Origin of the sequence: Finegoldia dalianensis, from assembly GCF_046255015.1 — a bacterium.
GTDB lineage: Bacteria > Bacillota > Clostridia > Tissierellales > Peptoniphilaceae > Finegoldia > Finegoldia magna.
Genome location: NZ_JBDLBQ010000005.1, coordinates 111,418 through 135,069, shown reverse-complemented (window position 1 = coordinate 135,069; position 23,652 = coordinate 111,418). Strand labels below are relative to the sequence as shown.

Genomic DNA, 23,652 nt, shown 5'->3' with positions numbered 1-23,652 from the left:
TGGTCTCTTTTTTATATTAAAATTTTAACCTAAAAAAGCTAACTCGTTTGAGTTAGCTTTTCTTCTATATCTTTATTGTTCTATTGGTTTTGATAAGAATTTGAATCTTTTTTCTACGACTTTGATGTTTGATGGTGTTTTTTGGTACAATTCGCCATCTGTATCTGCGACTAATCCTTCAGGTGAGATGAACTTTATTTCTTTTGCTTTGAATGTTTGAACGCCTTCGTTTTCTTCGTTGAAATCAAAGCTGTTTGATTGTCCGAACATTGCTTTGAATGCTCCGATGTTTGATTGCTCAACAACAAACACATTCAACACTCCATCGCTTGGGCTGATGTCAGAGATTGGAACTTCAACTCCTCCGGAGTATAATCCATTAGCGACAAATACCATAACGGCATTTCCTTTTATCGTTTCGCCGTCGAGTTCCATTTCATAATCAAATGAATTGTCTTGTGTTAATGTTTCAAAAACTTTTGGAATGTATGTCAACACGCCGAATGTTGATTTGTCAGCGTCTTGCATTTTTTGTGCGTTTTCTGATGCCATTCCTACTGTCCAGAAATTCAGAGCGATTTTGTCGTCATTTAATATACAGTCGTATTCTTTGACTTCTGCATCCAACAAATTCTCACTTGCTTCTACTGGATTTGCTCCGATGTTAACAGTTTTTGAAAAATCGTTGAATGATCCTCCTGGAATAATTCCTATAACAGGGTTCATATCGTAATCATATAAGCCGTTGATGACTTCGTTTATTGTTCCGTCGCCTCCAACTACGATTACCAAATCAAAATCTTTTAATTCTTCACATTTTTTGTAGAAATCACCTTGTTCTTCGCTTTGGAAAAACACTGTTTCATTTGATAATTTTAATATATTAGGACTACATTTGCCTAATACTTCAAATATGTCTTGTTGTCCTGAATTATCGTGATACATAACGATTGATTTTTTGAATTTATTCATTAAATTCCTCCTAAAAATTTTACGATTTGTACAATTATCATTATGATAGGCTGGTGAATTAAATAAATCATCAAACTTTTTTTGCCCATTTTTGATAATACATTCTCTCTTACATTTAATTTTATATCTAAAAAGTCTCCTGCGCAATATCCAACTAGATACATAAAATACCAAGGTAGTAATGGGAAATAGTCGCCGCTGTAAAACTTATTGTTGTAGAATCCTATAAAACTAAATAAATTGGTACTTATATCCATTGGATGAGCGCTTATTTTGTAAGTTAGAATGAACATTACAAAAGATAGGGCACACAATATTTTTTTGTTAAGGGTTAATTTGTCGACAAAAATCGTGAACAATGACGCCAAGCACAACAGGTGAATTATTCCAAAAACTATGAAAAACTCATTTGCGAAGAAATACGTCGTAACGCTCAAAATCATAGCCACGATAAAAAGCGTGATGGTGTGTTTCTTGTGATTGCGAGATAAATTGAAGCAATAGCCCGATATCAAAATAAAGCTTATGCAGATGAATCTCTCCCAAATCATGCCTGTGGTGTTTTCAAACCATTCAATTTTGAAATTCTCCATGTAGACCAAATCGAATAGCAAATGGTAGATTACCATGTTGACAATTGCAAATCCCCTTAACGTATCGATCAAATTATTTCTTTTCATTATATCATCGGCGAGAATACTTTTAGTATTACTGATAGTATTTTTCTTGATAGCCTTTGGTTTTCCAATTGTCTTGCGAATATTTCTTGTGATTGTGATTGCATTTCCAAGAAATCTTCCTTTAAGTCATCGACTATGTGCGAATCGTAGTACATCGCTCCGTTTTCAAAATGCAGATACAATGATCTAAAATCCAAATTAATTGAGCCGATTACACAGTGTTTGTCATCTGAGACACAACTTTTTGCGTGCAAAAATCCCGGAGTATATTCGAAAATTCTAACACCTGCTTCTAAAAGAGTTTTGTAGTAAGTTCTTGTTACCATGTAGACCAATTTTTTGTCTGGAATTCCCGGAGTTATGATTCTAACATCGACACCACTTAAAGCCGCATCTCTAAGTGAGTCTATCATATCATCCGAAGGAATTAAGTACGGTGTTGTAATGTAGAAATATTTTCTGGAACGTGATAATAATTGCATATACGTACCTTTTCCAACAGGGATACCATCTAGTGGAGAATCGGTGTATGGTTGACAAAAACCTTCGTTTTCGGAAACATCTGGCACAGTTTTTTCGAAATAATATTTGTAGTCTAGCTCGTTATCGTCGTACAATTCCCAAATTGACAAAAACATTATTGTAAATGACCACACACCATCACCAGTAACTCTAATTCCAGTATCTTTCCAATATCCAAATCTTTGGATTTTGTTCATATATTCATCTGCCAAATTAAATCCGCCAGTGTAAGCGACTTTTCCGTCGATAACGACGATTTTTCTGTGGTCTCTATTGTTGTGACGGGGCATAGGTAGAACTCTGATTTTATTGAAAACTTGAACCTTGATGCCTTTTTCTTCTAGTTTTTTGTAATATCTACGAGAAAGTTTGGTGATGCAGCCGAAATCGTCGTACAAAATCCTGACGTCGACTCCCTCTTTTACTTTTTGTTCCAAAACTTCCAGAATATTATTGAACATATAACCTTCTTCGATAATGAAAAACTCCAAGAAAATATAATCTCTTGCGTTTTTTAAATCTTCCATCAAATATTCAAAGAAAATCTCACCGTTTTTTAAATATTTCGAACTTGTTTTAGAAAATACAGGAGCGTGAGCTGTTGTGTTTATGTAAGTTGCGATTGACTTGGAGTCACCCTCCAGTTCATCAATTACATTACCATTCGACAAAATATGGTTGTTAAACGTTGAACTAATCGTATCCATTCGTCTTTGTTGTGCACGAACGAATCTGTTTCTTCTGAAAAACAAATAGAACACCGCTCCAAACAACGGGAATATCCATATAGGAATGAGCCATCCTAGTTTGAAACTCGGGTTTACATCGGTGTTGACCACCATTATAGTAAAAGCGAAGGATATTATAATATTTAATGTGTAGACATACACAAAATTTCTTTGAAAACTTAAAATAAAATAAACTAATAGTGAAATTTGAATTATAAATACAATTGCCAAAAGCATTATTCTACTAGTTAAAAATTTGAATAATTTTTTCATTTTTACCTCCACAAATATTTTTAAATTTATTTAATTATAACACAAAAACCCCGACAAACTTTGAAAATCAATTCAAAATCGCCAGGGTTTATTTTTAAAAATATTATACCAATTTTACTCTGTGATATACTTTCTTACCTTTTTTTATAATAAGTTCATCATCGTTAAAATCGTGAATTGTTACAATTCTTTTTGGATCAGCTTCCTTCTTGTCATTAACAGAAATTCCGTTTTGAGTTACAAGTCTACGTGCTTCGCTGTTTGATTGAGTAAGTCCTGTCATGGTCAACAAATTCAACAAACCAATTCCATTTTCAAAATCCAAAGCTTTCATTTCAGTTGTTGGCATATTTTCATCAACAGCGTTTGAATTAAACAATGCGTTTGCTGTTTGACGGGCTTCTTCTGCTTTTTCTTCTCCGTGAACTAATTTGCACACTTCAAATGCCAAAACTTCCTTAGCTTTATTGATGTCACTTCCCTCTAAGCTACCAAGTCTCTTACATTCTTCAGTTGGCAAGAATGTCAACATCAACAAGAATTTTTCGACATCCCTGTCGTCAACATTTCTCATGTATTGGAATAAATCGTAAGGAGTTGTTTTGTTTTCGTCCAACCATACAGCGCCTTTTTGTGATTTACCCATTTTAACTCCGTCAGCAGTAGTTAAAAGCTTGAAAGTCATTGCATAAACCTTGTCGTTTTCTAATTTTCTAACCAAATCGTATCCGCCTAAAATATTAGACCATTGATCAGAACCGCCCATTTGTAATTTACAACCGTATTTTCTGTACAATACCAAATAATCGTATGATTGCATCAACATATAACTAAATTCGAAAAATGTTAGACCTTTTTTCATTCTGTTTTTGTAACTTTCCAAAGTCAACATTTGATTTACAGAAAAATGAACGCCGATTTCTCTCATGAAATCCAAGAAATTCAAATTCAACAACCAATCCTTGTTGTTTTCAATGTATGCCTTGTCTTCACCAAAATCGATGAATCTTGTCATTTGAGAATAAAATCTTCTGGCATTTTCATCGATAACTTCCTTAGTCATAATACTTCTCATATCGTTACGACCAGAAGGATCCCCAATCATTGTAGTTCCGCCACCTAAAAGACAAATCGGAATGTGACCGTGAGCTTGCATTCTCATCATAACCATCAATTGAATAAAATGGCCAATAGTCAAACTATCTGCAGTCGCATCAAATCCAATGTAAAATGGAACTCTTTCTTTTCCGAGTAAATCTCTCAATTCATCTTCGTATGTAGCTTGTTCAAAATATCCACGCGCTACCAATTCGTCATACACATTTTCATGTTCAAATTCGTAATTAATCATAAACTCCTCCTATAAAATAAAAAAACTCTTGACACGAAAGGGCGAATCTACGCGGTACCACCTTTCTTATCAAAAGCTTATGTTCCATGCAAAGTATGAAACTACCTTGAAAACTCATGTGTTGTAATTCCCGAATAATCGGTACTGGTCACAATCATAATTTTCTATTGAGTTATTAAAATTTTATACTAGAATTAGATTCTAGTCAATAGCAAAATGGTTTTTTTATAATTTCGTAGCCAAATGATTGATAAGAACATCGATAGCAACCTTGTTCTTGCCACCCTTTGGCACAATCAAATCGGCAAATTTCTTACTAGGTTCCACAAAAAGTTCATGCATTGGCTTAACAGTTTCCATATATTGAGTCAAAATCGATTCAATAGTTCTGTCACGTTCCACGACGTCTCTTGTAATTCTTCTTTTGAGTCTGACATCTCCGTCGCAGTCTACGAAAACTTTCATATCCATTAAATTGCGAAGTTCTTCATTCTCCAAAACCAAAATTCCTTCTACAATCACAATTGGCTTTGGGCTTTTCTTCAAAGTATCAGAGCTTCTAGTGTGAATTGTAAAATCGTAAGTTGGAATGTCGATTTCTTCATTATTTATAATTTTTTTAACATGCTCAATCAACAAATCTGTTTCAAAAGCTTGGGGATGATCGTAATTCAAACTAGCACGTTCATCCATAGTCAAATTATCATGAGCAAAGTAATAATTATCGTGTTCAATAATTTCTATTTTATCTTCAAAATGTTTTTTCAAAGTCTTCACGATTTCAGTCTTGCCTGAAGCACTTCCACCTGCGACTCCTACAATATACGGTTTCATATTAGCCTCCTAGTTATTAGTTAATTTTAATATAAATTTTACAATTTTTCAAGGTTGAAAATTAGGATAACCTTTTAATTATATGTAGAATAAAATTATAAATTGTGCTAAAATAATATTGAAATGTTTTATTTTGTAAATTTTATTACAAACTTTACAAAAAATTCAAGCGAATCACAATTACGGAAAATGTTTTAACAAAAAAACAAAAGGGGATTTGAAATGTCAAAAAACACAAAACTTATTATTTACTCGTTGATTTACATATTGTTCATGATAATCATCAGATACACATTGTCTCATGCGCATGGATTTTTGATTGACCATTGCTTGATGATATTCTTGGCTATCGCAGTAGTCCTTGGATATTTCCATGGATTTATTTTCAAATTCAATTTTACGATTGTTTTCGTAGCGATATTTATGATGCTTTTCATCGGACAGATGACACCTCCATCCAGAGGATTCATCGAATACTCATTTATCGACTTTTATTACGTGTCGGCGGCGACGATTTTCATGTTAGTAGCAGACATTGCAGGATCCATCAGAAAAACTCACTTGATTCAAAAAGAGATTTTCTTGGAACAATTAGAAAAAGAAAAAAACGCCAAATTATTTAAATCGTAATCAATTAAACCATCAAGTGTTTTGCTTGATGGTTTTTGAAATTTTGGTGCAAATTGCTTTAATGTGGAAAAATAAATAAAATAATGTTAAAATATAGATTATAGTTTATTAAAAGAGAAGGAAGAGAATGAATATACTACAAAAATTATCAGAAGAATTAGGCATAAAATATGATAACGTTGTTAAGACAGTTGAATTATTAGATGAGGGAAATACAATTCCATTTATCGCCAGATACAGAAAAGAAATCACTGGGAATTTGACTGACGAAACGTTGAGACAATTAAACGATAGGCTTACATATTTGAGAAACTTGCAAGAAAGAAAAGACGACATCACACGTCTTATCGATGAGCAAGGAAAACTCACTGAAGATTTGAAAAAACAAATCGACGAAGCGACTATTTTGACAGAATTAGAAGATATTTATCTTCCATTTAAGCCTAAGAAGAGAACTCGTGGATCAATCGCTGTAGAATTGGGACTACAACCAGTAGCAGATATGATAATGGAGAAAACTCACTCTTTATCTGAGATTGAGAAAAAAGCCTCAGAATTTGTCAACGGAGAAGAAATCAAAACAGTTGATGATGCTATTAGTAAAAGTTTGGACATCATAGCAGAATTCGTATCTGAACAAAAAGTATTCAGAGATATAGTTCGTAATTCGTTCATAACAGATGGGGTTATGAAAACTGAAGAAAAAAATGAAGACGAATCCGGCACATACAAGATGTACTACGATTATTCAGAAAAAGTAAAAGATGTCAAAGCACACAGAGTTCTTGCGGTATTTAGAGGAGAAAAAGAAGGATTCTTGAAAGTTTCGTTCATTTTAAATGACGATTATAATATTTTCAAAATTATGAGAAAAATCGCAAGAACAAATGATTTTGAAAGCTATGATTTGATTGAAAAAGCAGTAAAAGATAGCTACAAGAGATTGATAGTTCCATCAATCGAAACAGAAGTACGTCAAAGTATGAAAGAAATGGCAGACGACGAATCAATCGGCGTATTCAAAAGCAATTTGAAACCATACTTGATGCAACCACCAATCAAAGAAACTGCAATTATAGGACTTGATCCAGGATTTAGAACTGGTTGCAAAGTTGCAGTAATTTCTGAATACGGGGATTTCTTGGACAGTGCTGTAATTTATGTGACAGATGCCAGAAAACAAATTCAAAGAGCAGACGAAACTTTGAAGGATTTTATCGACAAATACAATGTAAAGCTAATCGCAATCGGTAATGGAACTGCATCTCGTGAAACAGAAAAATACGTATCTGATTTGTTGGCACAAATCGACGATGAAATCTTTTATGCAATCGTAAACGAAGCGGGAGCTAGTATTTACTCTGCATCAAAACTTGCAATCGAAGAATTCCCTGACTTGGATGTAACAATCAGAGGTGCTATTTCGATTGCACGTCGTATTCAAGACCCACTTGCAGAATTGGTCAAAATCTCTCCACAATCAATAGGAGTTGGACAATATCAACATGACGTCAACCAAAAGAAATTAAAATCATCACTTGAAGAAGTTGTAGAAGATTGCGTAAACACAGTTGGGGTCAACATCAACACAGCAAGCTCCGCGCTTTTGAATTACGTATCTGGAATTACGAAAACAACTGCGAAAAACATCGTGGATTACAAAATAGAAAACGGACCATTCACTAATCGTCAAGAAATTTTAAAAGTAAAAGGAATTGGACCAAAAGCATTCGTACAATGTGCAGGGTTTTTGAGAATTCCTGAAAGCGAAGAAATATTAGATAACACAGAAGTTCACCCAGAAAGTTACGAAATCGCAAAACAAATTATGAAATACGATTTGAACGATATAGATGTGAAAAAACTATCCGAAGAACTAGAAGTAGGAGAACCTACTTTGCGTGATATAATCGAAGAACTAAAAAAACCGGGGAGAGATCCACGTGATGAAATGCCAAAACCAGTTCTAAGACAAGATGTATTGTCAATCGATGATTTGGAAGAAGGAATGATAGTCACAGGAACGGTTAGAAATGTCGTGGACTTCGGAGCATTCATAGACATCGGAATAAAAGAAGATGGACTTTGCCATATTTCTAAGATGAGCAATTCTTACATCAAAAACCCAAGAGAAGTGTGCGAAGTAAGTGACACCGTAAAAGTAAAAATAATTGGAATAGATAAAGACAGAGGATTGGTTTCCTTGTCGATGAAGTTATAAAATGGGCGCTATTATAGCGCTTATTTTTATGAGAAAATTCAATTGACAATATGGGATATATAACATAAAATATAATCAGAGGTAAATATGAATGATTTTGAAGCAATATTATATGAAAAAGAAAATGGAGAAATACCAGTAGAAAAGTTTTTGGATAATTTACCTATTAAAATGAAAGCAAAAGTAGTTGGATTGATTCAAATATTGCAAGAATTTGGTAATGATTTAAGACAACCTTACAGCAAACACTTAGAAGATGGTATATTTGAACTCAGGGCAAAGCAAGGCAGAGATATTACAAGAGTTTTGTATTTTTTTTATTTTGATAAAAAAATTATATTAACTAATGGATTTGTAAAGAAAACTCAAAAAACGCCAAAGTCTGAAATCCAAAAAGCAAAAAAATACAGAGATGATTTTATGGAAAGGACAAAAAATGAAGACTTTTGATAACTATTTAAAAGAGCAATTGGAAAATAAAGAATTTGCAAATGAATATAAAAACATTCAACCAGATATGGATATTATAAGAGCTATAGTTTCTGCAAGAACATCTCAAAACTTAACACAAAAGCAATTATCTGAAAAGACAGGCATTGATCAATCAGACATAAGTAAGTTAGAAAATGGAACCAGAAATCCAAGCATAAATCTTTTGAAAAGACTAGCTGATGGTTTGGGAATGGATTTAAAAATTGAATTTGTAAAAAAGAATACACAAATTTCAAAATAAACAATTCAGAATATATTGAAGAGGATTGGTTTCCTTGTCGATGAAGTTATAAATATTTTCAATAAAAACTCCCAATTAGTTTAGCAATTAATTAGGATTTTTTTACGTTATTTGCAAATAAATATGCTGCGATAAAGTATATAATTTTGTTTTTAAATAAGATGATAAATTTATATTAAATTAATTGTTTTAAATGTGTTATTAAGTTATAATAATATCGGTATAAAATTAACTACCAAAAATAAAATCATTAGGAGGAAGCTTTGAAAAGAGTTGTAGCTTTTCTGTTAGCTTTTGCGCTTGTTTTTGGATATGCTCCAGTAGCAAAAGCAGCAGATGAAAAAGTTGATGGTAATGTAAATAATGAAGCCACATTACCAGAATCAGATGTCAAAACAAAGGAATTTTCTGTCAAAGTATTGTGCAAAGTGTGCAATATGACTCCTGTTGTAAACCAACTGGATTTTGAATTAGAAAATTTAGAAACAAAAGAAGTGATGGAGTTTACTTCAGTACAAGGAGTTGCAAAGTTTAGTATCAAAGATATTAAAGTAGGTCAAAAATACAAAATCACTTTGAAGAAGAACAAAGATTATCAAATGGATTCATTTAATGTAGAAGTAATGGAGTTTGAAGGAGATCTTGTATTAGCAAAAGAAGACAACTACATTTTAGAAGATATTCAAGTAGCTAAAATTGATCTTTCAAAGGAATGTGTCGACGATGTTTGTGAATTTTCAGACAAAAAAGTAACTATGGCACCAATTCCAATGATGGTGGAAGAAAATGGTAATAAAAGAGCTTTGAAATCAGATGAAGAAGTTATATTTAATTTGTATAATACTTCTAAAGCTGAGAGAGTTGGCGAAGTAAAAACTATAAATGGACAAATTCCAGCTTTAAGCGTTTATGAAAAAGATGATTACATTCTATTCACAAGCCCAAAGAATAAAAAGTTCATTCTAGCGGACAAGCCATTTGAAAAACCTGTTAGTGAATTCTATTTCAGACAAAATGGAGAGGGCAAATTACCAATTAGACATAAAACAAAAAATCCATACTTAGAACCAGCAAAAACAGAAATAGAATCATTGACTGTAAGACCATTAAAAGAAAACGAAAAGATTAATGATAGAGTTACATTAGATTATGTTTGTATAGCACCAATTGAAGGAGATAAGCAAGATTTTAAGGATTTAAAAGTTGTATTTACAAGTGAATACGATACAGTGACTGCAGTTCCTATTTTGCAAGATCAATACGGAACTTTATTGAGTCCTTTTAGTTTGTATGAAGGAGTACAATATTCTGTAAAAATCGAAGATCCTAAGGGACAATACGCTATAGAAAACTTCCCGTTCGCTATAATTGACAAATCAGAAAGAGGACCTAATCATCCATTGGGATGGGAAGATGGAAAATACGGATTCAACCATTCATATTGTGGAAATGCAAACTACATTACTGTGGTTAAAAAAGGCGAAGAAAATAAACATAACACAGTAATTAAATGTGCAAACGGAAATACATCTGTTTCTGGAATGAATTTTAGGGATTTACTTTTAAGAACAATTCATCCTAATAAATCACAAATCAAAGGAATGGAAAGAAAAGATTTTGATTTATTTAGATTTAAATTAATCAATCCAAAAAGATGTGAAGTTTCCAAAATGGCTGATGGAGATTTTACAATTCACAGAAACATACCAAAAGACAAATCAGTAAAAGCTGTATATCAAGTGGAAAAAGATGGAAGTCTTACAAAACTAGACTATACTGTGAAAGATAATGTGGCAAATATTAAGACAAAAACATTGTCCATTTACGATACTGTAATTGAATATGGCAAAAAATCAGAAGAAAAATTGGATCAAGAGTTTGAACTAGATGTATTGTGTGGTTCTTGCAACAGATTGCCAGTTGACAAAGAATTGGAATTTGAACTTGAAGACTTGAATACGAAAAAAGTTTCAAACTTCAAATCAAAATCTGCAAAAGCTAAGTTCACTTTAAGAGAAGGCGAGAAATACGAAATTCGTTTGAAGAAAAACGACGAATATAAGTTAGATACATTAAAAGTAAATGCAAAAAAAATGAATGGTAAAATTGTAGCAGTAACAGATGATAATAAAGTTGTAGAAGAAATTTTGTTGACTAAGTTAGATTATTCAAAAGAATCTGTGGATGATGTTTGCAAATTATCTGACAAAAAAGTCAAAATGGCTCCAATTCCAATTATGGTTAATGAAGATGGAAAGACTAGACCTTTATCAGATAGAGAATATTTGTATTTCACATTATATGATTTAACTAGATCTGAAAAAGTTGGAACTTTCATGGCATATGAAGGGGAATTGGCATCATTGTACGTATATGAAAATGACGACTATATGCTAACAACTGGCTCTAAGAATAAGCAATTCATATTATCAGATACTCCTTTTGATAAGGAAGTAAACGAATTTTATTTCAAAGCAAATGGCGAAGGAAATTTACCAATTAGACACAAAACTAAAAACCCTTACGCAAAACCAGTTGATCCAAAAATTGATCATCTAACAATAAGACCTTTGAAAAAAGATGAAGTTATCAAAGATAAATACACTATTGATTATGTAAGAATATTACAAGATAAGAATAATCCAAAAGATTACAGCAATGTTAAGTTGATATTTACAAGTGAATACGACACTGTAACTGCAACTACTTTAGAAGAAGATGAATGGGGAGTGCCTATTACACCAATCGATTTGTACGAAGGAGTGCAATATTCAGTAAGAGTTGAAGATTCAAAAGATGAATTTGCAATTGCTAATTTCCCATTCACACTTGTTGATAAATCAGAAAGAGGACCAAACCATCCATTAAAATGGGGCGACGGCAAATATGTATTCAATCAAACTTCTTGCACTAACGCAACTTATCTTACGTTAGTTCCAAAAGGAACAGAAAATGATAACAATACAGAATTAAAATCTGAAGATAAAAGTACAACAATCAAAGGAATGAACTTTGGAGATTTGATGCTTAAAACAACATATCCAGAAAAATCAGATGTAAGACAACTTTCTGGAAAAGATTTTGATTTATTCAGATTCAAATTAATAAATCCTCATAGATGTGAAGTTACAAAAATGGCGTTAGGAGATTTCACAATACAAAGAGTTGTTCCTAATGATAAAAATGTTGTAGCGGTTTATGAAATCGACAAATATGGAAACTTAAACTTATTGCCATTCAAGCAAGATAAAGATTTAGTAGACATTAAAACAAAAACATTGTCTATTAATGATATCGCGATTGAATATACTAAAAAACCAGTAGAAGATAATCCAAGTGTTCCAGATGATAAACCAAATAAACCAGATGACAAGCCAAGTACACCGGACGATAAACCGAATAATCCAGGCACAGTGATCCCAAGTAATCCTGGAGATAATACTAATCCTTCTGATAAAAAAGAAGTGAAATCATTCGAAGATTTGTACAAGCAATTTGCAAATTCTAGAATTTCAGGAGAAGACAGATATCAAACAGCTATTGAAATTTCTAAAAAACACTTTACATCTTCTGAAAATATAGTATTAACATCAGCAAATGAATTGGTAGATTCATTGACATCAACTCCACTTGCGACATCTTTAAAAAGTCCAATACTTTTAAGTGGTAAATCAGAAGTAAATGCAAATACTCTGAATGAAATTAAAAGATTAAACGCAAAAAATATTTATATTGTAGGTGGAGAATCTACTATATCAAAAACAGTAGAATCTAATTTAAAACAACAAGGATACAATGTAGTCAGAGTTTCCGGCAAAGATAGATACAAAACATCTGTCGAAGTTGGCAAAAAAGTCGTGGAAAAATCTGGAAATAAACACAAAATTGTGTTGGCGAGTGGAGTGAACATTGTCGATGCACTTTGTGGAAATAGTATTTCCGCCAAGGAAAATATCCCAGTATTGTTAACTCAAATCGATGAATTGAATGAATACACGAAGAAAGCAATTAAAGAATGGAATATAAATGAAATTGTAATTGTAGGTGGAAAATATTCTGTATCAGAAAAAGTCGAACAAGAGCTTGTATCTATGGGAATAAAAGTAACTAGATTAAGTGGCAAAGATAGATTTGAAACTTCAGTAGAATGTGCAAAACACATCTATCCAAATGCAGAAAAAATCCTTGTAGCAAATGGATATAATTATGTAGATGCATTGGTTGCAGGTCCTATAACACAAATCAATAAAACTCCAATAATTTTACTTGAAAAAGATAAAATCCCAGCATCTGTTCAAAAATATTTGAACGATTCTAATATCAAAGAAATCCAAGTAATTGGAGGAGTAGAAAGTATTTCAAAATAAAACCTTAGAGATATTGGCATGTAGCTGATATCTCTTTTTTTGTGAAATTTAGAAAAATAATGGATAATATTTGTGAGGTGAATTATGAATACAAAATACGTTATAAAAAATGCAGCAGTTAGTCCAGATGATTACAACGAATTGCGCGAAAAATCTGGTATTGGAAATAGAAAATCGAAAAAGAATGCGAAGGTTGCAATCGAAAATTCTCTTTTCATTTCATCGATTTATGATGGGGATAAGTTAATTGCGATGGCAAGGGTTGTCGGAGATGGGGCGATTAGTCTTGTGGTTACTGATGTGATGGTGGATTCAGAATATCAGAAAAATGGTTTGGGAAGAGTTTTAATGAATGAGATTAACAAATACTTGGACGAAAATTACGATGAAGATGCGTATATTATTTTGTTGGCGAACACTCCTTATGATGCATTTTACGAAAAATTTAACTTCAAACAATTTCCTAACAAGAAGGGTATGCTAAGAGTTTTGTAAATTTTAAATTAAATATTTTAGTAACAGAAAATTTTTGTTCGTATTTTTAACGAAAAATGATTTATTAATTGGTCGTATTATGATAAAATTTATTCAACGCGAAAAGTTCTTTCGTAAAATTTATAGGAGGAATTTATGAAATCTAAATCTAAGATGAGCTATAACTTGTCGGTAATTTTACTAATTCCACTTGGTATAGCTATCAATTTTGTTGGTGCAAATTTGACTGCAGCATTAAAATTACCGGTTTATTTGGATGTTATAGGAACTGTGTTTACAGGTGTATTGTGTGGGCCTTGGATCGGTTTTCTTACAGGTGTTATCACAAACATCGTGACATCTGTTACTAACCCTACGCAACTACCATACATGATTGTAAGTGGTGCAATTGGTTTGGTTGCTGGTTGGTGTGGCAAAAAAGGAATGTTCAAGACTCCAGCAAAAACATTCGTAGTAGGAATTATTATTTGGTTAGTGGCAATGATTACATCTGCGCCGATTACTGTTTTGGTGTTTGGAGGAGTTACTGGAGCGAGTGGTTCTAGTGCTATAACGACTTTTTTGGTTGCAACAGGAAAAGGATTATGGGAGTCTGTAATAGGGTCAACGGTTCTTACAGAAACTTTGGACAAATTTTTGACTTCTTTTGCGGTGTATTTTTTAATAAAATCAATTCCGAACAGAAATTTGTTGAGATATCCTAATGGAATTAAATACATAAAAGAAAAGAAGAACAAATACGTGAGAGGTGCAAAATGATATCTAAAATTTTCCCAACAACAAAACTTTTTATGGTTATAATTACGGTTATTATTTCGTTGGTTTTGCCATGGCAATTTGCATATCTTTTTGTACTTCCATTAAGCTTGATATTAGCTTTGTTGGATAATAAATTCAAACAATACGTGAAAAAATTGTGGATAGTATTATTGCTAGTGCTTTTGATAATGTTCTTGTTCCAACTTTTCTTGGACAAATCCACAGAACACGTGTATGAACACGTGTATTTGAATTTAGGATTTATGAGAGTGACACTTAACGGAATTTTAAATGGATTGGAACAAACTAAGTTCATATTGACGCTTATCACTTTGTTTTTGTTATTCTTCGAAACTACAGACATTGAAGATTTGATGATTGCTCTTCAAGAAAAAAACGTAAGCCACGTTACAAGTTACGTAATTATGGCGACAATGACTATGATTCCAGAAATGATTAAGAAAAGTTCCAAAATCATCAAAGCACAAGAAGCACGTGGGATTGAAACTACAGGTTCCATCAAAAACAGAGCCAAGGCATTCTTCCCATCTCTTGGACCTTTGATTATATCTTCACTTTCAGAAATAGACGAAAAAACAATTACACTTGAAGCGCGTGGATTTGCATCTGAAAACGAAAAAACTTGTCTCAAAGAAATCAAGAAAACAACTGCAGACAGAATTATTTTTTACGTTTTCATTGCATTGGTTGTGTTGGTATTGGTGTGGAGGTTTAAATAATGATAGAACTTAAAAATGTTTCGTTCAAATATGAACTTCAAGAAGATAAAACGATAAAAAACTTGGATTTGTACGTGAAGCAAGGAGAATTTGTGGGGATTATTGGCAAAAATGGTTCCGGCAAGACGACTTTGTGCAATATCATTAGAGGGATAATTCCAGACTTCGTTCAAGGAACAATCACAGGAAGTATTTCTATCGACAATAAAAACATCAACGATATCGAACGAGGAGAAATGGCGGAATTAGTTGGATTTGTATTCCAAAATCCATTCAGTCAAATCTCTGGAATCAAGAAAACTGTATTCGAAGAAATAGCCTACGGACTAGAAAACTTGGGAGTTCCAAGAGAAGAAATCAGACAAAGAGTAACTGATGTCATTAAATTACTTAAAATAGAAGATTTGCAAGACAAAAATCTTAACGAATTATCAGGTGGTCAATCGCAAAGAGTAGCGATAGCTTCAATCATCGTAATGAATCCAAAAGTATTGATATTTGATGAGCCTACAAGTCAGCTTGACCCACTAGGAACTGAAGAAATCTTCTATATTTTGAAACTTTTAAAATCACAAAACAAAACAATAATACTGGTAGAACACAAGATTGATTTGATAGCAGAATACGCCGATAGAGTTGTGGTAATGGACGATGGAGAAATCATCTTCAATGGTGAAACTCACGAAGTTTTATCAAACGATAAAATCGAACAGCACAATGTATCTATGCCTATAGTTTCAAAACTTGCATACAAATTAAATGAAGAAAAGCCAGGATTTTTGAAAAACATACCTATAACTTTAGATGAATGCAAGAAAGAATTGGAGGAAAACTAATGAGCAAATTAGAATTTAAAAATGTAAGCTTTACTTATCCTAACGGATTCAAAGCGATTAACGATTTGAATTTGGTCGTGAATTCTTCAGAAAAAGTTGCAATCGTGGGACAAAATGGAGCCGGCAAATCGACTTGTGCAAAACTAATGAATGGACTATTGAGACCTAATTCTGGGGAGATTTTGTTAGATGGAAAAAATACAAAAGACATGACCACAGCACAAATATCCAGAAAAGTAGGCTACGTCTTCCAAAACCCTAACGATCAAATCTTCAACTCCACAGTTTACGATGAAGTCGCTTTTTCGTTGAGAGCATTAAAAGTCGACGAAGATGAAATGGATAAACGTGTCAGACAAGCTTGTGAAATCTGTGAACTTTCAGAATATTTGGACGACCATCCGTACGACTTACCTTTTAGTACGAGAAAATTCATCACAATTGCCATTACAATCGCAAATGACTGCGATGTATTCATATTTGACGAACCAACTGCGGGGCAAGATGCTTATTCTATGAATTGTTTGAAAAGAGTTATTGACTATTTGCACGAACAAAACAAAACGATTATAACAATCACACACGACATGGAATTTGTCGTTGAAAACTTCAACAGAGTTGTCGTGATGTCCAACAAAGAAATCATCAAAGATGCTGATAAGAAGGAAGTTTTTGATGAAGATGAAATCCTACAAAAAGCATACATCCAACCACCTGTTGTCAAAAGACTTTGCAACTCAATTAATTTGAATGAAAAATTATTGTCAGTGGATGATTTTGTAGATTACATCAAAAATTTTGGAGATGCTAATGATTAATTGTATATTGGATTTTGATCCGGGAGTTGATGATGCAGCAGCTTTATTTGCAATTAAAAATTCGAAAAATTTAAAGCTGTTGGCACTTTCTTCAGTAAACGGAAACGTATCAATCGAACACACAACAAGAAATATGCAATGCTTGGCAAAACTTTTGGACATAAATGTTCCTATGGGAAAAGGACAAGAAGTACCACTTGTAAGAGAGCCTTATTTCGCATCAGCTCATGGAAATGATGGAATTGCAGGATTAAGAGATATGATGGAATCAAATGATGTGGCTGAACTTACAAGCGAAAATTCTGTTATAATGATGCACGAAATTATTAAAAACTCAACTGAAAAAATCACGATAATTGCAGTTGGACCACTTACAAATATTGCACTACTTCTTAGAACTTTTCCTGAAGATAAGGAAAAAATCGAGCAAATTAGCATAATGGGTGGCTCCATCACAAGAGGTAACGTCACAAGTCTAAGCGAATTTAATTTCTTCGTCGATCCAGAAGCAGCGAAAATCGTATTTGAAAGCGGAGTTAAAATCATAATGACAGGATTAAATGTAACACAAAAAGCCAGTATAACTGATGAACAAATTCAATTTTTGGATAAAATTGAAACAAAAACAGCCAAATTTGCACACAAAATATTGAAATACTACACGTCAAACGATGCAGGAATTCACGACCCTTGCTCAGTAATCGTATTGGATAATCCAGAAGTTTTCGAAACGGAAGACATGTTCATCAAAATCGACACCCAAAACGATGAAACAAGAGGAATGAGCTACAGAGATTTAATCAAAGAAGAAAATGGTGAATACAACTGCAAAGTTATCACAAAAATCGACATCGATAAATTCAGAGAAATATTGATGCAAGCTCTAACAGAATAAAACTTACTCCGAGAAATATCTCGGAGTTTTTCTAAATAGGAATGATAATCATTATTGACATAATAAAAAAATAGTGTTATTATTTATTTGGATAAAGTTAGTAGGATACATTTTACAATTGATTTTGCAGATTAGACGTAATTTGCAACTAAATAAGTTTTAATTCTCAAATAAACTTATTACATATTTAAAATTGAATAGGAAAAATAGAATAGAAAACCAAATTTTATTGTAGTAAGTTAATTAGTTAATAAAATTAGAATGCATTCGAATTTGTTTTGAGAGATTAATAACTATTTGTATTTTCTTACTAACAAATATAAATAAGGAGTATTGATATGAATAAATTAAAATTGATGGCTATAGTTGGAGTGATGTCAGCGGCGTTATTGCTGAATGGTTGTGGAGCACAAAAAGATGCACCGAAAGAAAACACAAAACAAGCTGAACAAAAACAAGAAGACAAACAAGAAGACAAAAAAGAAGACAACAACGCTACTGAAAAAACTGAGGACAAAAAAGAAGAAGTAAGCTTATCTGATTGGGCTGGAGAATGGAACAATATGGGAAGCTATTTGGAAAAGCCAGAAGTTCAAGGTGCTTTCAAAACTTTAGCGAAAAAAGAAAATGTCGATGAGAAAAAAGCAAAATCAGATTATCTTGAAAAAAGAAAATGTGAATTCAATGGATTGAAAATCGAAGGAAATAAAATTACTTTCACAAGCAAAATTCCTTCAGAAAATGGAGACAAAATAGCTGAAACTGAGTACAAATTTGTAGAAAAAAAGGCTGTAAAACACGGATCACATATGCTAGAATGGGATGTTTTTGAAGCTGTGGATTCTAACGCAAAATACAAAGTTTTATTGATGATGCCAATTCACGGCGAAGAAGAATTAACACATTTCCACATGAGATATGGCAATGACAAGGAAGAATTATTTGCAAAAGAAGGATGGTTCCCAACTTTCGTAAAACCAAACACAACTGATAAACAAATTATCGGAGAAATCGAAGAATAAGGTTGGAATATGAAATTGACAAAGGGCAGGGACGACCTGTCCTTTGATTTTTGAAAAGGAGAATTTAGATGAAAAAGAGATTTTTGAGTTTTCTATTAGCCTTGTGCATGGTTTTGTTTGCGGGATGTTCCAATCACACGAAAAAATCTTCGGGAAAACCTGTTATCTACACATCGTTTTTTCCTGTGCATGATTTGGTGAAGATGATTGCAGGAGATACTGTAGAGGTTAGAACTTTCATGCCGGTGGATAAGGAGCCTCATTTGTGGGAGCCGTCTGCTAAGGATATGAAAAAACTTGCCGATGCAGATTTGCTGGTTGTAAATGGTGCGAATATGGAACATTGGGTAGACAAGGTGCACGAGAATTTGCCTAATTTGGATATTTTGAAGTTGTCGGATTCTGTAGAGCTAATCACGTATAAAGGAGCTGCTGCAAGGGGCGATTTTCAATATATGGCACAATTGGACTTAACAAAGGGAAAAAGAAAAATAGATTTTGGGCATACTCATGAAGATATTATGAGAGTTGCGTTCTTCAAGGACAATGGAGAAGACAAAAAAGAATTGGTGAAAAAAGCTAAGGAAATTATGAATCAAAAAGGTGAGATTGTTCACCAAAAAAACACTTTCGATGTTGAAGAAGGAAAAGTATATGGCCTTGAAATGGGCCATGAATCTGGGGAGATATTTTACAATATAAAAGATGATGGCAAGTGGATTTTCGTATCGGACAGAATAAGCGAAGATTTGCTACCATATTATTTACAAGATACTAACGGTAAATTGCTTCAAGATGAGGGCAAATTAAAGCCTGTAATGGAAGGGTCTTCGTCAGGATTTGACAAGATAACTTACGATCCACATTCATGGTTATCTGTCGTAAATGCAAAGAAATATTTGAATAGTATCCAAGACAAATTGATACAAAAGTATCCAGATAACAAGAAAATTTATCACAAAAACAAATTGAAATACGTGGACAAATTGACAGATATTGATGCAGAATACAAAGAAAAATTTAGTAAATTAGACAACAAAAGCTTTTTGGTAACACATTACGCTTATGCATATATAGCGAGGGATTTTGGGCTTACTCAGTATCCATTAGAAGGTCTTACTAGCATGGAAAGTCCAAGTCTTAAAACAATAAAAAAAGCCGTGGATTTTGCGAAAACAAAAAACATTACTACGGTATTTTATGAATATGGGAAACCTCCTAAAGAAGCGAAGACTTTATCGGAAGAATTGGGAGGAGATATAAAGCCTTTGGCTTCGATGGAATTTATAACAAAAGAGCAACAGGACAATAATCAAGGATATATCGAATTAATTGAGATGAATTTGAAAAACTTATATGAATCTATGAAAAAGGCAGGTGTATAAATGAATGCAGTAACTATTAAAAACTTAAACTTTGGTTATAACGAAGATTTGGTGCTTAAAGATTTAAATTTGAATATAAACCAAGGAGAAATGGCTCTAATCCTTGGAGGAAATGGAAGCGGTAAATCAACTTTATTGAAATTAATGCTGGGAGAGTTAAAAGCTGATGACGGAGAAATCAAAGTTTTAGATAAAAATATTAAAGATTACAAAAGCTACCGAGATATAGGATATGTTCCTCAAATAAATATTGTAAACAAAATTGCGTTTCCGATTACTTGTTTGGAGCTTGTGACGTTAAATTTGTATGAAGATTTTGGAATGATTAAAATCGCAAGAAAAAAACATTACGATAAAGCTAGGAAAATTATGGAAGAAATGGGGATGCAAGAATATATTAATCGTCCAGTAAATGAGTTGTCGGGAGGGCTTCAACAAAGAGCTATGATTTGTAGGGCGATGATTAATGAGCCAAAACTTCTGATACTCGATGAGCCGACTGCAGGTGTTGACAAAGAAAACAAAGAGAAATTTATAAAAACAATTGCTAAATTCAACAAAGATTACAACATAACTGTAATAATGGTAACTCACGAAATAAAAGAAATAGAAGCTTTGGATATTGAGAGAACACAATACGAAATGATTGAAGGGAGGCTTATAAAATGCTAGAATTTGCGTTTATGAGGAAAGCATTGGTAGCTGGATTGATGCTTTCGATAATGATTCCGATGATTGGAATAATAATGGTTAATCGTAAAACATCGATGATAGGAGATGCGCTTTCTCATACTGCTCTTAGTGGAGTTGGGCTTGGACTTATTTTAGGATTCGACCCATTAGTAGGCTCTGCAATAGTTTGTGTAATAGCGGCATTTTTAATAGAATTAATCAGAAAAAAATTCCCACAATACGGAGATATGGCAACTGCTGTCATAATGAGTACGGGACTTGGAATTGCAGCGATATTATCTGATTTTGCTCCTGGAGGAAACTCATTTGAATCGTATCTTTTCGGAAGCATATCTTCTGTAACAAACAGAGATGTGATAAATATTTCTGTGATTTTCATATTAATTTTAGTGATGTCTATATCGCAATATTCTGGATTATTGGCTATTTCTATCGACAAAAACATCGCTCGTCTTGCTGGGGTGAAAGTAAATCGAATTAATGCGATATTTACTTTTTTATCAGCGATTACTATAGCTCTTGCAGTGAAAATAGTTGGAGCGTTGATGGTGACATCATTGATTGTACTTCCCGTAGCTACAGCGCTCATAATTGCAAAAAGCTACAAGAAAACATACATCATAACGATAATACTCGGTATTTTGTATATGATGTTGGGAATAGTTCAATCTTATCAATTTGATATTAAACCAGGTGGAGCAATCGTAGTAAATGCAGTTATAGGAATGATAGTTTTCGTAGCATATTCAAAAATTAAACAACTAAATAGGAAAAACTTTTCAAATTCACGAAATAATGCTAAAATAAAGTAAACACAACATTACAGAAGAAGGCAGGATAATATGAATTTCGAAGTAGAAAAAGGAAACAAAATTACTATACCAGATATATTAATGAGAAAATACGACCTAAGAGTTGGAGATATATTTGAGTGTGAACTTGAAAATGACAGGATAATACTGATTCCTAAGAAAAATCACGATGCAAACTATGTCGAAAAATTAAAGGGATTGACTGACGATACAATCGATGCTTTGGGTGAAGAGGAATAAAATCAGAAGAACTATTGTAAAATTTACGATAGTTCTTTTTATTTTCCTAGTGTAAAACGATAAAAAAAGGGGTATAATGATATTGGATATTAAAAAAGGATATCACATTTAAGGAGGTATGTAATTATGGCATGTACTACATTATTAGTAGGTAAAGAAGCGAGCTTTGACGGCTCCACAATTATTTCAAGAAGTGAAGATTCTCCTTCTGGAATTTTTACAGCTAAGAGATTTATCGTTGTAAAACCAGAAGATCAACCAAGAAAATACGAATCAGTTTTATCAGGATGTAAAGTGGATTTACCTGATAATCCTATGAGATACACAGCACTTCCAAACTCTGACACATTCGAAGGAGATTGGGCAGCATCAGGCGTTAACGAAAAAAATATTTCAATGAGCGCAACTGAAACTATCACTACTAACCCAAGAGTTCAAGGAGCAGATCCTTTGATTCAATCTCCAACAAAAGAAGAAAAATTCGGTGGAATTGGAGAAGAAGATTTCGTAACTCTTGTTCTTCCTTACATCAACTCTGCAAGAGAAGGCGTTGAAAGATTAGGAAAATTATTAGAAGAACACGGAACTTATGAATCAAACGGAATTGCATTCCAAGATGTTGACGAAATTTGGTGGTTGGAAACAATCGGTGGACATCACTGGATGGCAAGAAGAGTTCCTGATGATGCATACGTTGTAATGCCAAACCAATTGGGAATTGATTATTTTGATTTTGATGATGCATACGGCGAACAAAAAGAATTTATGTGTTCAAAAGATTTGAAAGAATGGTCCGAAAAACATCACCTATTCTTAGATCAAGAAGATTATGTAAATCCAAGATTAGCATACGGATCTCATGATCATTCAGATCACACATACAACACACCAAGAGCATGGATTATGCTAAGATATTTCAATCCAAAAACATTGATATGGGATGGAGTTGATGCTGATTTTACACCAGAATCTGATGATTTGCCATGGGCAATGGTACCAGAAAGAAAAATCACAGTTGAAGATATGAAGACAATATTGTCCAGCCACTACGAAGGAACACCTTATGATTGCTACGCAAAACATGGAGATCCAAACTACCGTGGAATGTATCGTCCATTGGGAATTAGCCGTGACAATGTAACTCATTTTACACAAATAAGACCATACGCTCCAGAAGAAATTAGAGCAATTCAATGGTTGTCATTCGGTAGCAACGCATTCAACGCAGCCGTTGCATTCTACGCAAACGTAGAAACAACACCAAGCTATGTAGGTGATCAAGTAGTAAAAGCAACATCAGAAAACTTCTACTGGGCTAACAGAATCATAGCTGCACTTTGCGATGCACACTTCAACAAAACAGCAATCTTCATCGAAAGATATCAAGGAGCAGTTCAATCCAAATCCAACGAAATCATCAACAAATACGACGAAGAATTTGCTAAGAATTCAGGAAACGCTCACGAATTGCTTGAAAAAGCAAACCAAGAAATGGCAGACTTCTTGAAAGAAAAAACAGACAAATTACTTCACGACGTTTTATTCACAGCAAGCTGCGAAATGAAAAACGGATTTGCAAGAAGTGACAACTAATATTTAAAGATAGCAAATGAATTAATAGCAATCAAAAAACACCTCTTATGAGG

General features: G+C 33.1%; 22 protein-coding genes. 17 read left to right on the top strand and 5 right to left on the bottom strand.

What is annotated here, in order from left to right; translation table 11 throughout:
• Positions 1-72: 72 nt before the first annotated feature.
• The 5 genes from ABDJ34_RS06655 to udk all read right to left on the bottom strand — a co-directional run bounded on the left by ABDJ34_RS06655 (position 73) and on the right by udk (position 5,360).
• On the bottom strand, positions 73-972 hold the full coding sequence (locus ABDJ34_RS06655) for a diacylglycerol/lipid kinase family protein (RefSeq protein ID WP_412701810.1): 900 nt from the start codon (positions 970-972) through the stop codon (positions 73-75).
• A complete protein-coding gene (locus ABDJ34_RS06650) occupies positions 972-1,652 on the bottom strand; it encodes a heparan-alpha-glucosaminide N-acetyltransferase (protein ID WP_412701809.1) in 681 nt (226 codons plus the stop codon). The genes ABDJ34_RS06655 and ABDJ34_RS06650 overlap by 1 nt, the downstream gene beginning before the upstream one ends.
• Positions 1,652-3,175, bottom strand: coding sequence for a cardiolipin synthase (gene cls / locus ABDJ34_RS06645; RefSeq protein ID WP_412701808.1), 1,524 nt, complete (start codon positions 3,173-3,175; stop codon positions 1,652-1,654). Before cls ends, ABDJ34_RS06650 begins: the two co-directional genes overlap by 1 nt.
• A gap of 103 nt (positions 3,176-3,278) precedes the next feature.
• Positions 3,279-4,526 carry a tyrosine--tRNA ligase gene (gene tyrS, locus ABDJ34_RS06640; RefSeq protein WP_154272490.1) on the bottom strand — a complete coding sequence of 416 codons (1,248 nt, stop codon included), beginning with the start codon at positions 4,524-4,526 and terminating at the stop codon, positions 3,279-3,281.
• 225 nt (positions 4,527-4,751) lie between these two features.
• Positions 4,752-5,360 (bottom strand): uridine kinase, encoded by a 609-nt coding sequence (gene udk / locus ABDJ34_RS06635; protein ID WP_154253956.1) that lies wholly within the window; start codon positions 5,358-5,360, stop codon positions 4,752-4,754.
• A gap of 222 nt (positions 5,361-5,582) precedes the next feature.
• On the opposite strand from udk, the gene ABDJ34_RS06630 reads away from it, so the two are divergent.
• From ABDJ34_RS06630 to ABDJ34_RS06550, 17 genes are all read left to right on the top strand, one after another.
• Complete coding sequence (locus ABDJ34_RS06630) at positions 5,583-5,990, top strand: hypothetical protein (protein ID WP_154253954.1); 408 nt, start codon at positions 5,583-5,585, stop codon at positions 5,988-5,990.
• A 127-nt stretch (positions 5,991-6,117) separates the two neighbouring features.
• Complete coding sequence (locus ABDJ34_RS06625) at positions 6,118-8,211, top strand: Tex family protein (protein ID WP_412701807.1); 2,094 nt, start codon at positions 6,118-6,120, stop codon at positions 8,209-8,211.
• Positions 8,212-8,298: 87 nt separating this feature from the next.
• A complete protein-coding gene (locus ABDJ34_RS06620) occupies positions 8,299-8,661 on the top strand; it encodes a type II toxin-antitoxin system RelE/ParE family toxin (RefSeq protein WP_412701806.1) in 363 nt (120 codons plus the stop codon).
• Entirely contained in the window at positions 8,648-8,944 is a 297-nt protein-coding gene (locus ABDJ34_RS06615) for a helix-turn-helix domain-containing protein (RefSeq protein ID WP_154253948.1), read from the top strand. Before ABDJ34_RS06620 ends, ABDJ34_RS06615 begins: the two co-directional genes overlap by 14 nt.
• Before the next feature lie 263 nt (positions 8,945-9,207).
• Positions 9,208-13,311, top strand: a complete 4,104-nt coding sequence (locus ABDJ34_RS06610) for a cell wall-binding repeat-containing protein (protein WP_412701805.1) — start codon at positions 9,208-9,210, stop codon at positions 13,309-13,311.
• Positions 13,312-13,395: 84 nt separating this feature from the next.
• Entirely contained in the window at positions 13,396-13,806 is a 411-nt protein-coding gene (locus ABDJ34_RS06605) for a GNAT family N-acetyltransferase (protein ID WP_412701804.1), read from the top strand.
• Positions 13,807-13,941: 135 nt separating this feature from the next.
• Positions 13,942-14,565, top strand: coding sequence for an ECF transporter S component (locus ABDJ34_RS06600; RefSeq protein WP_412701803.1), 624 nt, complete (start codon positions 13,942-13,944; stop codon positions 14,563-14,565).
• Positions 14,562-15,305, top strand: a complete 744-nt coding sequence (locus tag ABDJ34_RS06595; RefSeq protein WP_412701802.1) for an energy-coupling factor transporter transmembrane component T family protein — start codon at positions 14,562-14,564, stop codon at positions 15,303-15,305. The genes ABDJ34_RS06600 and ABDJ34_RS06595 overlap by 4 nt, the downstream gene beginning before the upstream one ends.
• Positions 15,305-16,141 (top strand): energy-coupling factor ABC transporter ATP-binding protein, encoded by an 837-nt coding sequence (locus ABDJ34_RS06590; RefSeq protein ID WP_412701801.1) that lies wholly within the window; start codon positions 15,305-15,307, stop codon positions 16,139-16,141. The genes ABDJ34_RS06595 and ABDJ34_RS06590 overlap by 1 nt, the downstream gene beginning before the upstream one ends.
• Positions 16,141-16,959: an energy-coupling factor ABC transporter ATP-binding protein gene (locus tag ABDJ34_RS06585; protein ID WP_412701800.1), complete on the top strand. Its 819-nt coding sequence runs from the start codon at positions 16,141-16,143 to the stop codon at positions 16,957-16,959. The genes ABDJ34_RS06590 and ABDJ34_RS06585 overlap by 1 nt, the downstream gene beginning before the upstream one ends.
• Positions 16,952-17,854, top strand: coding sequence for a nucleoside hydrolase (locus tag ABDJ34_RS06580; protein ID WP_412701799.1), 903 nt, complete (start codon positions 16,952-16,954; stop codon positions 17,852-17,854). Before ABDJ34_RS06585 ends, ABDJ34_RS06580 begins: the two co-directional genes overlap by 8 nt.
• Positions 17,855-18,192: 338 nt before the next feature.
• Complete coding sequence (locus ABDJ34_RS06575; RefSeq protein WP_412701798.1) at positions 18,193-18,876, top strand: ZinT/AdcA family metal-binding protein; 684 nt, start codon at positions 18,193-18,195, stop codon at positions 18,874-18,876.
• Between the two features lie 68 nt (positions 18,877-18,944).
• Positions 18,945-20,261, top strand: coding sequence for a metal ABC transporter substrate-binding protein (locus ABDJ34_RS06570; protein ID WP_094206739.1), 1,317 nt, complete (start codon positions 18,945-18,947; stop codon positions 20,259-20,261).
• On the top strand, positions 20,262-20,933 hold the full coding sequence (locus ABDJ34_RS06565) for a metal ABC transporter ATP-binding protein (RefSeq protein ID WP_412701797.1): 672 nt from the start codon (positions 20,262-20,264) through the stop codon (positions 20,931-20,933).
• The gene (locus tag ABDJ34_RS06560; protein ID WP_412701796.1) at positions 20,927-21,766 is read left to right on the top strand and encodes a metal ABC transporter permease; all 840 of its coding nucleotides are present in this window, start codon (positions 20,927-20,929) and stop codon (positions 21,764-21,766) included. The genes ABDJ34_RS06565 and ABDJ34_RS06560 overlap by 7 nt, the downstream gene beginning before the upstream one ends.
• A gap of 30 nt (positions 21,767-21,796) precedes the next feature.
• Positions 21,797-22,006 carry an AbrB/MazE/SpoVT family DNA-binding domain-containing protein gene (locus tag ABDJ34_RS06555; RefSeq protein ID WP_412701795.1) on the top strand — a complete coding sequence of 70 codons (210 nt, stop codon included), beginning with the start codon at positions 21,797-21,799 and terminating at the stop codon, positions 22,004-22,006.
• A gap of 126 nt (positions 22,007-22,132) precedes the next feature.
• Positions 22,133-23,599 (top strand): C69 family dipeptidase, encoded by a 1,467-nt coding sequence (locus ABDJ34_RS06550; RefSeq protein ID WP_412701794.1) that lies wholly within the window; start codon positions 22,133-22,135, stop codon positions 23,597-23,599.
• Positions 23,600-23,652: the final 53 nt, after the last annotated feature.

What these genes read in the sequence shown, in the direction of transcription:
- ABDJ34_RS06550 (WP_412701794.1), top strand. Translation starts at nt 22,133, where the DNA reads ATGGCATGTACTACATTATTAGTAGGTAAAGAAGCGAGCTTTGACGGC.
- ABDJ34_RS06630 (WP_154253954.1), top strand. Translation starts at nt 5,583, where the DNA reads ATGTCAAAAAACACAAAACTTATTATTTACTCGTTGATTTACATATTG.
- cls (WP_412701808.1), bottom strand. Translation starts at nt 3,175, where the DNA reads ATGAAAAAATTATTCAAATTTTTAACTAGTAGAATAATGCTTTTGGCA.
- ABDJ34_RS06575 (WP_412701798.1), top strand. Translation starts at nt 18,193, where the DNA reads ATGAATAAATTAAAATTGATGGCTATAGTTGGAGTGATGTCAGCGGCG.
- ABDJ34_RS06605 (WP_412701804.1), top strand. Translation starts at nt 13,396, where the DNA reads ATGAATACAAAATACGTTATAAAAAATGCAGCAGTTAGTCCAGATGAT.
- udk (WP_154253956.1), bottom strand. Translation starts at nt 5,360, where the DNA reads ATGAAACCGTATATTGTAGGAGTCGCAGGTGGAAGTGCTTCAGGCAAG.
- ABDJ34_RS06600 (WP_412701803.1), top strand. Translation starts at nt 13,942, where the DNA reads ATGAAATCTAAATCTAAGATGAGCTATAACTTGTCGGTAATTTTACTA.
- ABDJ34_RS06570 (WP_094206739.1), top strand. Translation starts at nt 18,945, where the DNA reads ATGAAAAAGAGATTTTTGAGTTTTCTATTAGCCTTGTGCATGGTTTTG.
- ABDJ34_RS06655 (WP_412701810.1), bottom strand. Translation starts at nt 972, where the DNA reads ATGAATAAATTCAAAAAATCAATCGTTATGTATCACGATAATTCAGGA.
- tyrS (WP_154272490.1), bottom strand. Translation starts at nt 4,526, where the DNA reads ATGATTAATTACGAATTTGAACATGAAAATGTGTATGACGAATTGGTA.
- ABDJ34_RS06585 (WP_412701800.1), top strand. Translation starts at nt 16,141, where the DNA reads ATGAGCAAATTAGAATTTAAAAATGTAAGCTTTACTTATCCTAACGGA.
- ABDJ34_RS06565 (WP_412701797.1), top strand. Translation starts at nt 20,262, where the DNA reads ATGAATGCAGTAACTATTAAAAACTTAAACTTTGGTTATAACGAAGAT.
- ABDJ34_RS06615 (WP_154253948.1), top strand. Translation starts at nt 8,648, where the DNA reads ATGAAGACTTTTGATAACTATTTAAAAGAGCAATTGGAAAATAAAGAA.
- ABDJ34_RS06555 (WP_412701795.1), top strand. Translation starts at nt 21,797, where the DNA reads ATGAATTTCGAAGTAGAAAAAGGAAACAAAATTACTATACCAGATATA.
- ABDJ34_RS06560 (WP_412701796.1), top strand. Translation starts at nt 20,927, where the DNA reads ATGCTAGAATTTGCGTTTATGAGGAAAGCATTGGTAGCTGGATTGATG.
- ABDJ34_RS06590 (WP_412701801.1), top strand. Translation starts at nt 15,305, where the DNA reads ATGATAGAACTTAAAAATGTTTCGTTCAAATATGAACTTCAAGAAGAT.
- ABDJ34_RS06625 (WP_412701807.1), top strand. Translation starts at nt 6,118, where the DNA reads ATGAATATACTACAAAAATTATCAGAAGAATTAGGCATAAAATATGAT.
- ABDJ34_RS06580 (WP_412701799.1), top strand. Translation starts at nt 16,952, where the DNA reads ATGATTAATTGTATATTGGATTTTGATCCGGGAGTTGATGATGCAGCA.
- ABDJ34_RS06595 (WP_412701802.1), top strand. Translation starts at nt 14,562, where the DNA reads ATGATATCTAAAATTTTCCCAACAACAAAACTTTTTATGGTTATAATT.
- ABDJ34_RS06650 (WP_412701809.1), bottom strand. Translation starts at nt 1,652, where the DNA reads ATGAAAAGAAATAATTTGATCGATACGTTAAGGGGATTTGCAATTGTC.
- ABDJ34_RS06620 (WP_412701806.1), top strand. Translation starts at nt 8,299, where the DNA reads ATGAATGATTTTGAAGCAATATTATATGAAAAAGAAAATGGAGAAATA.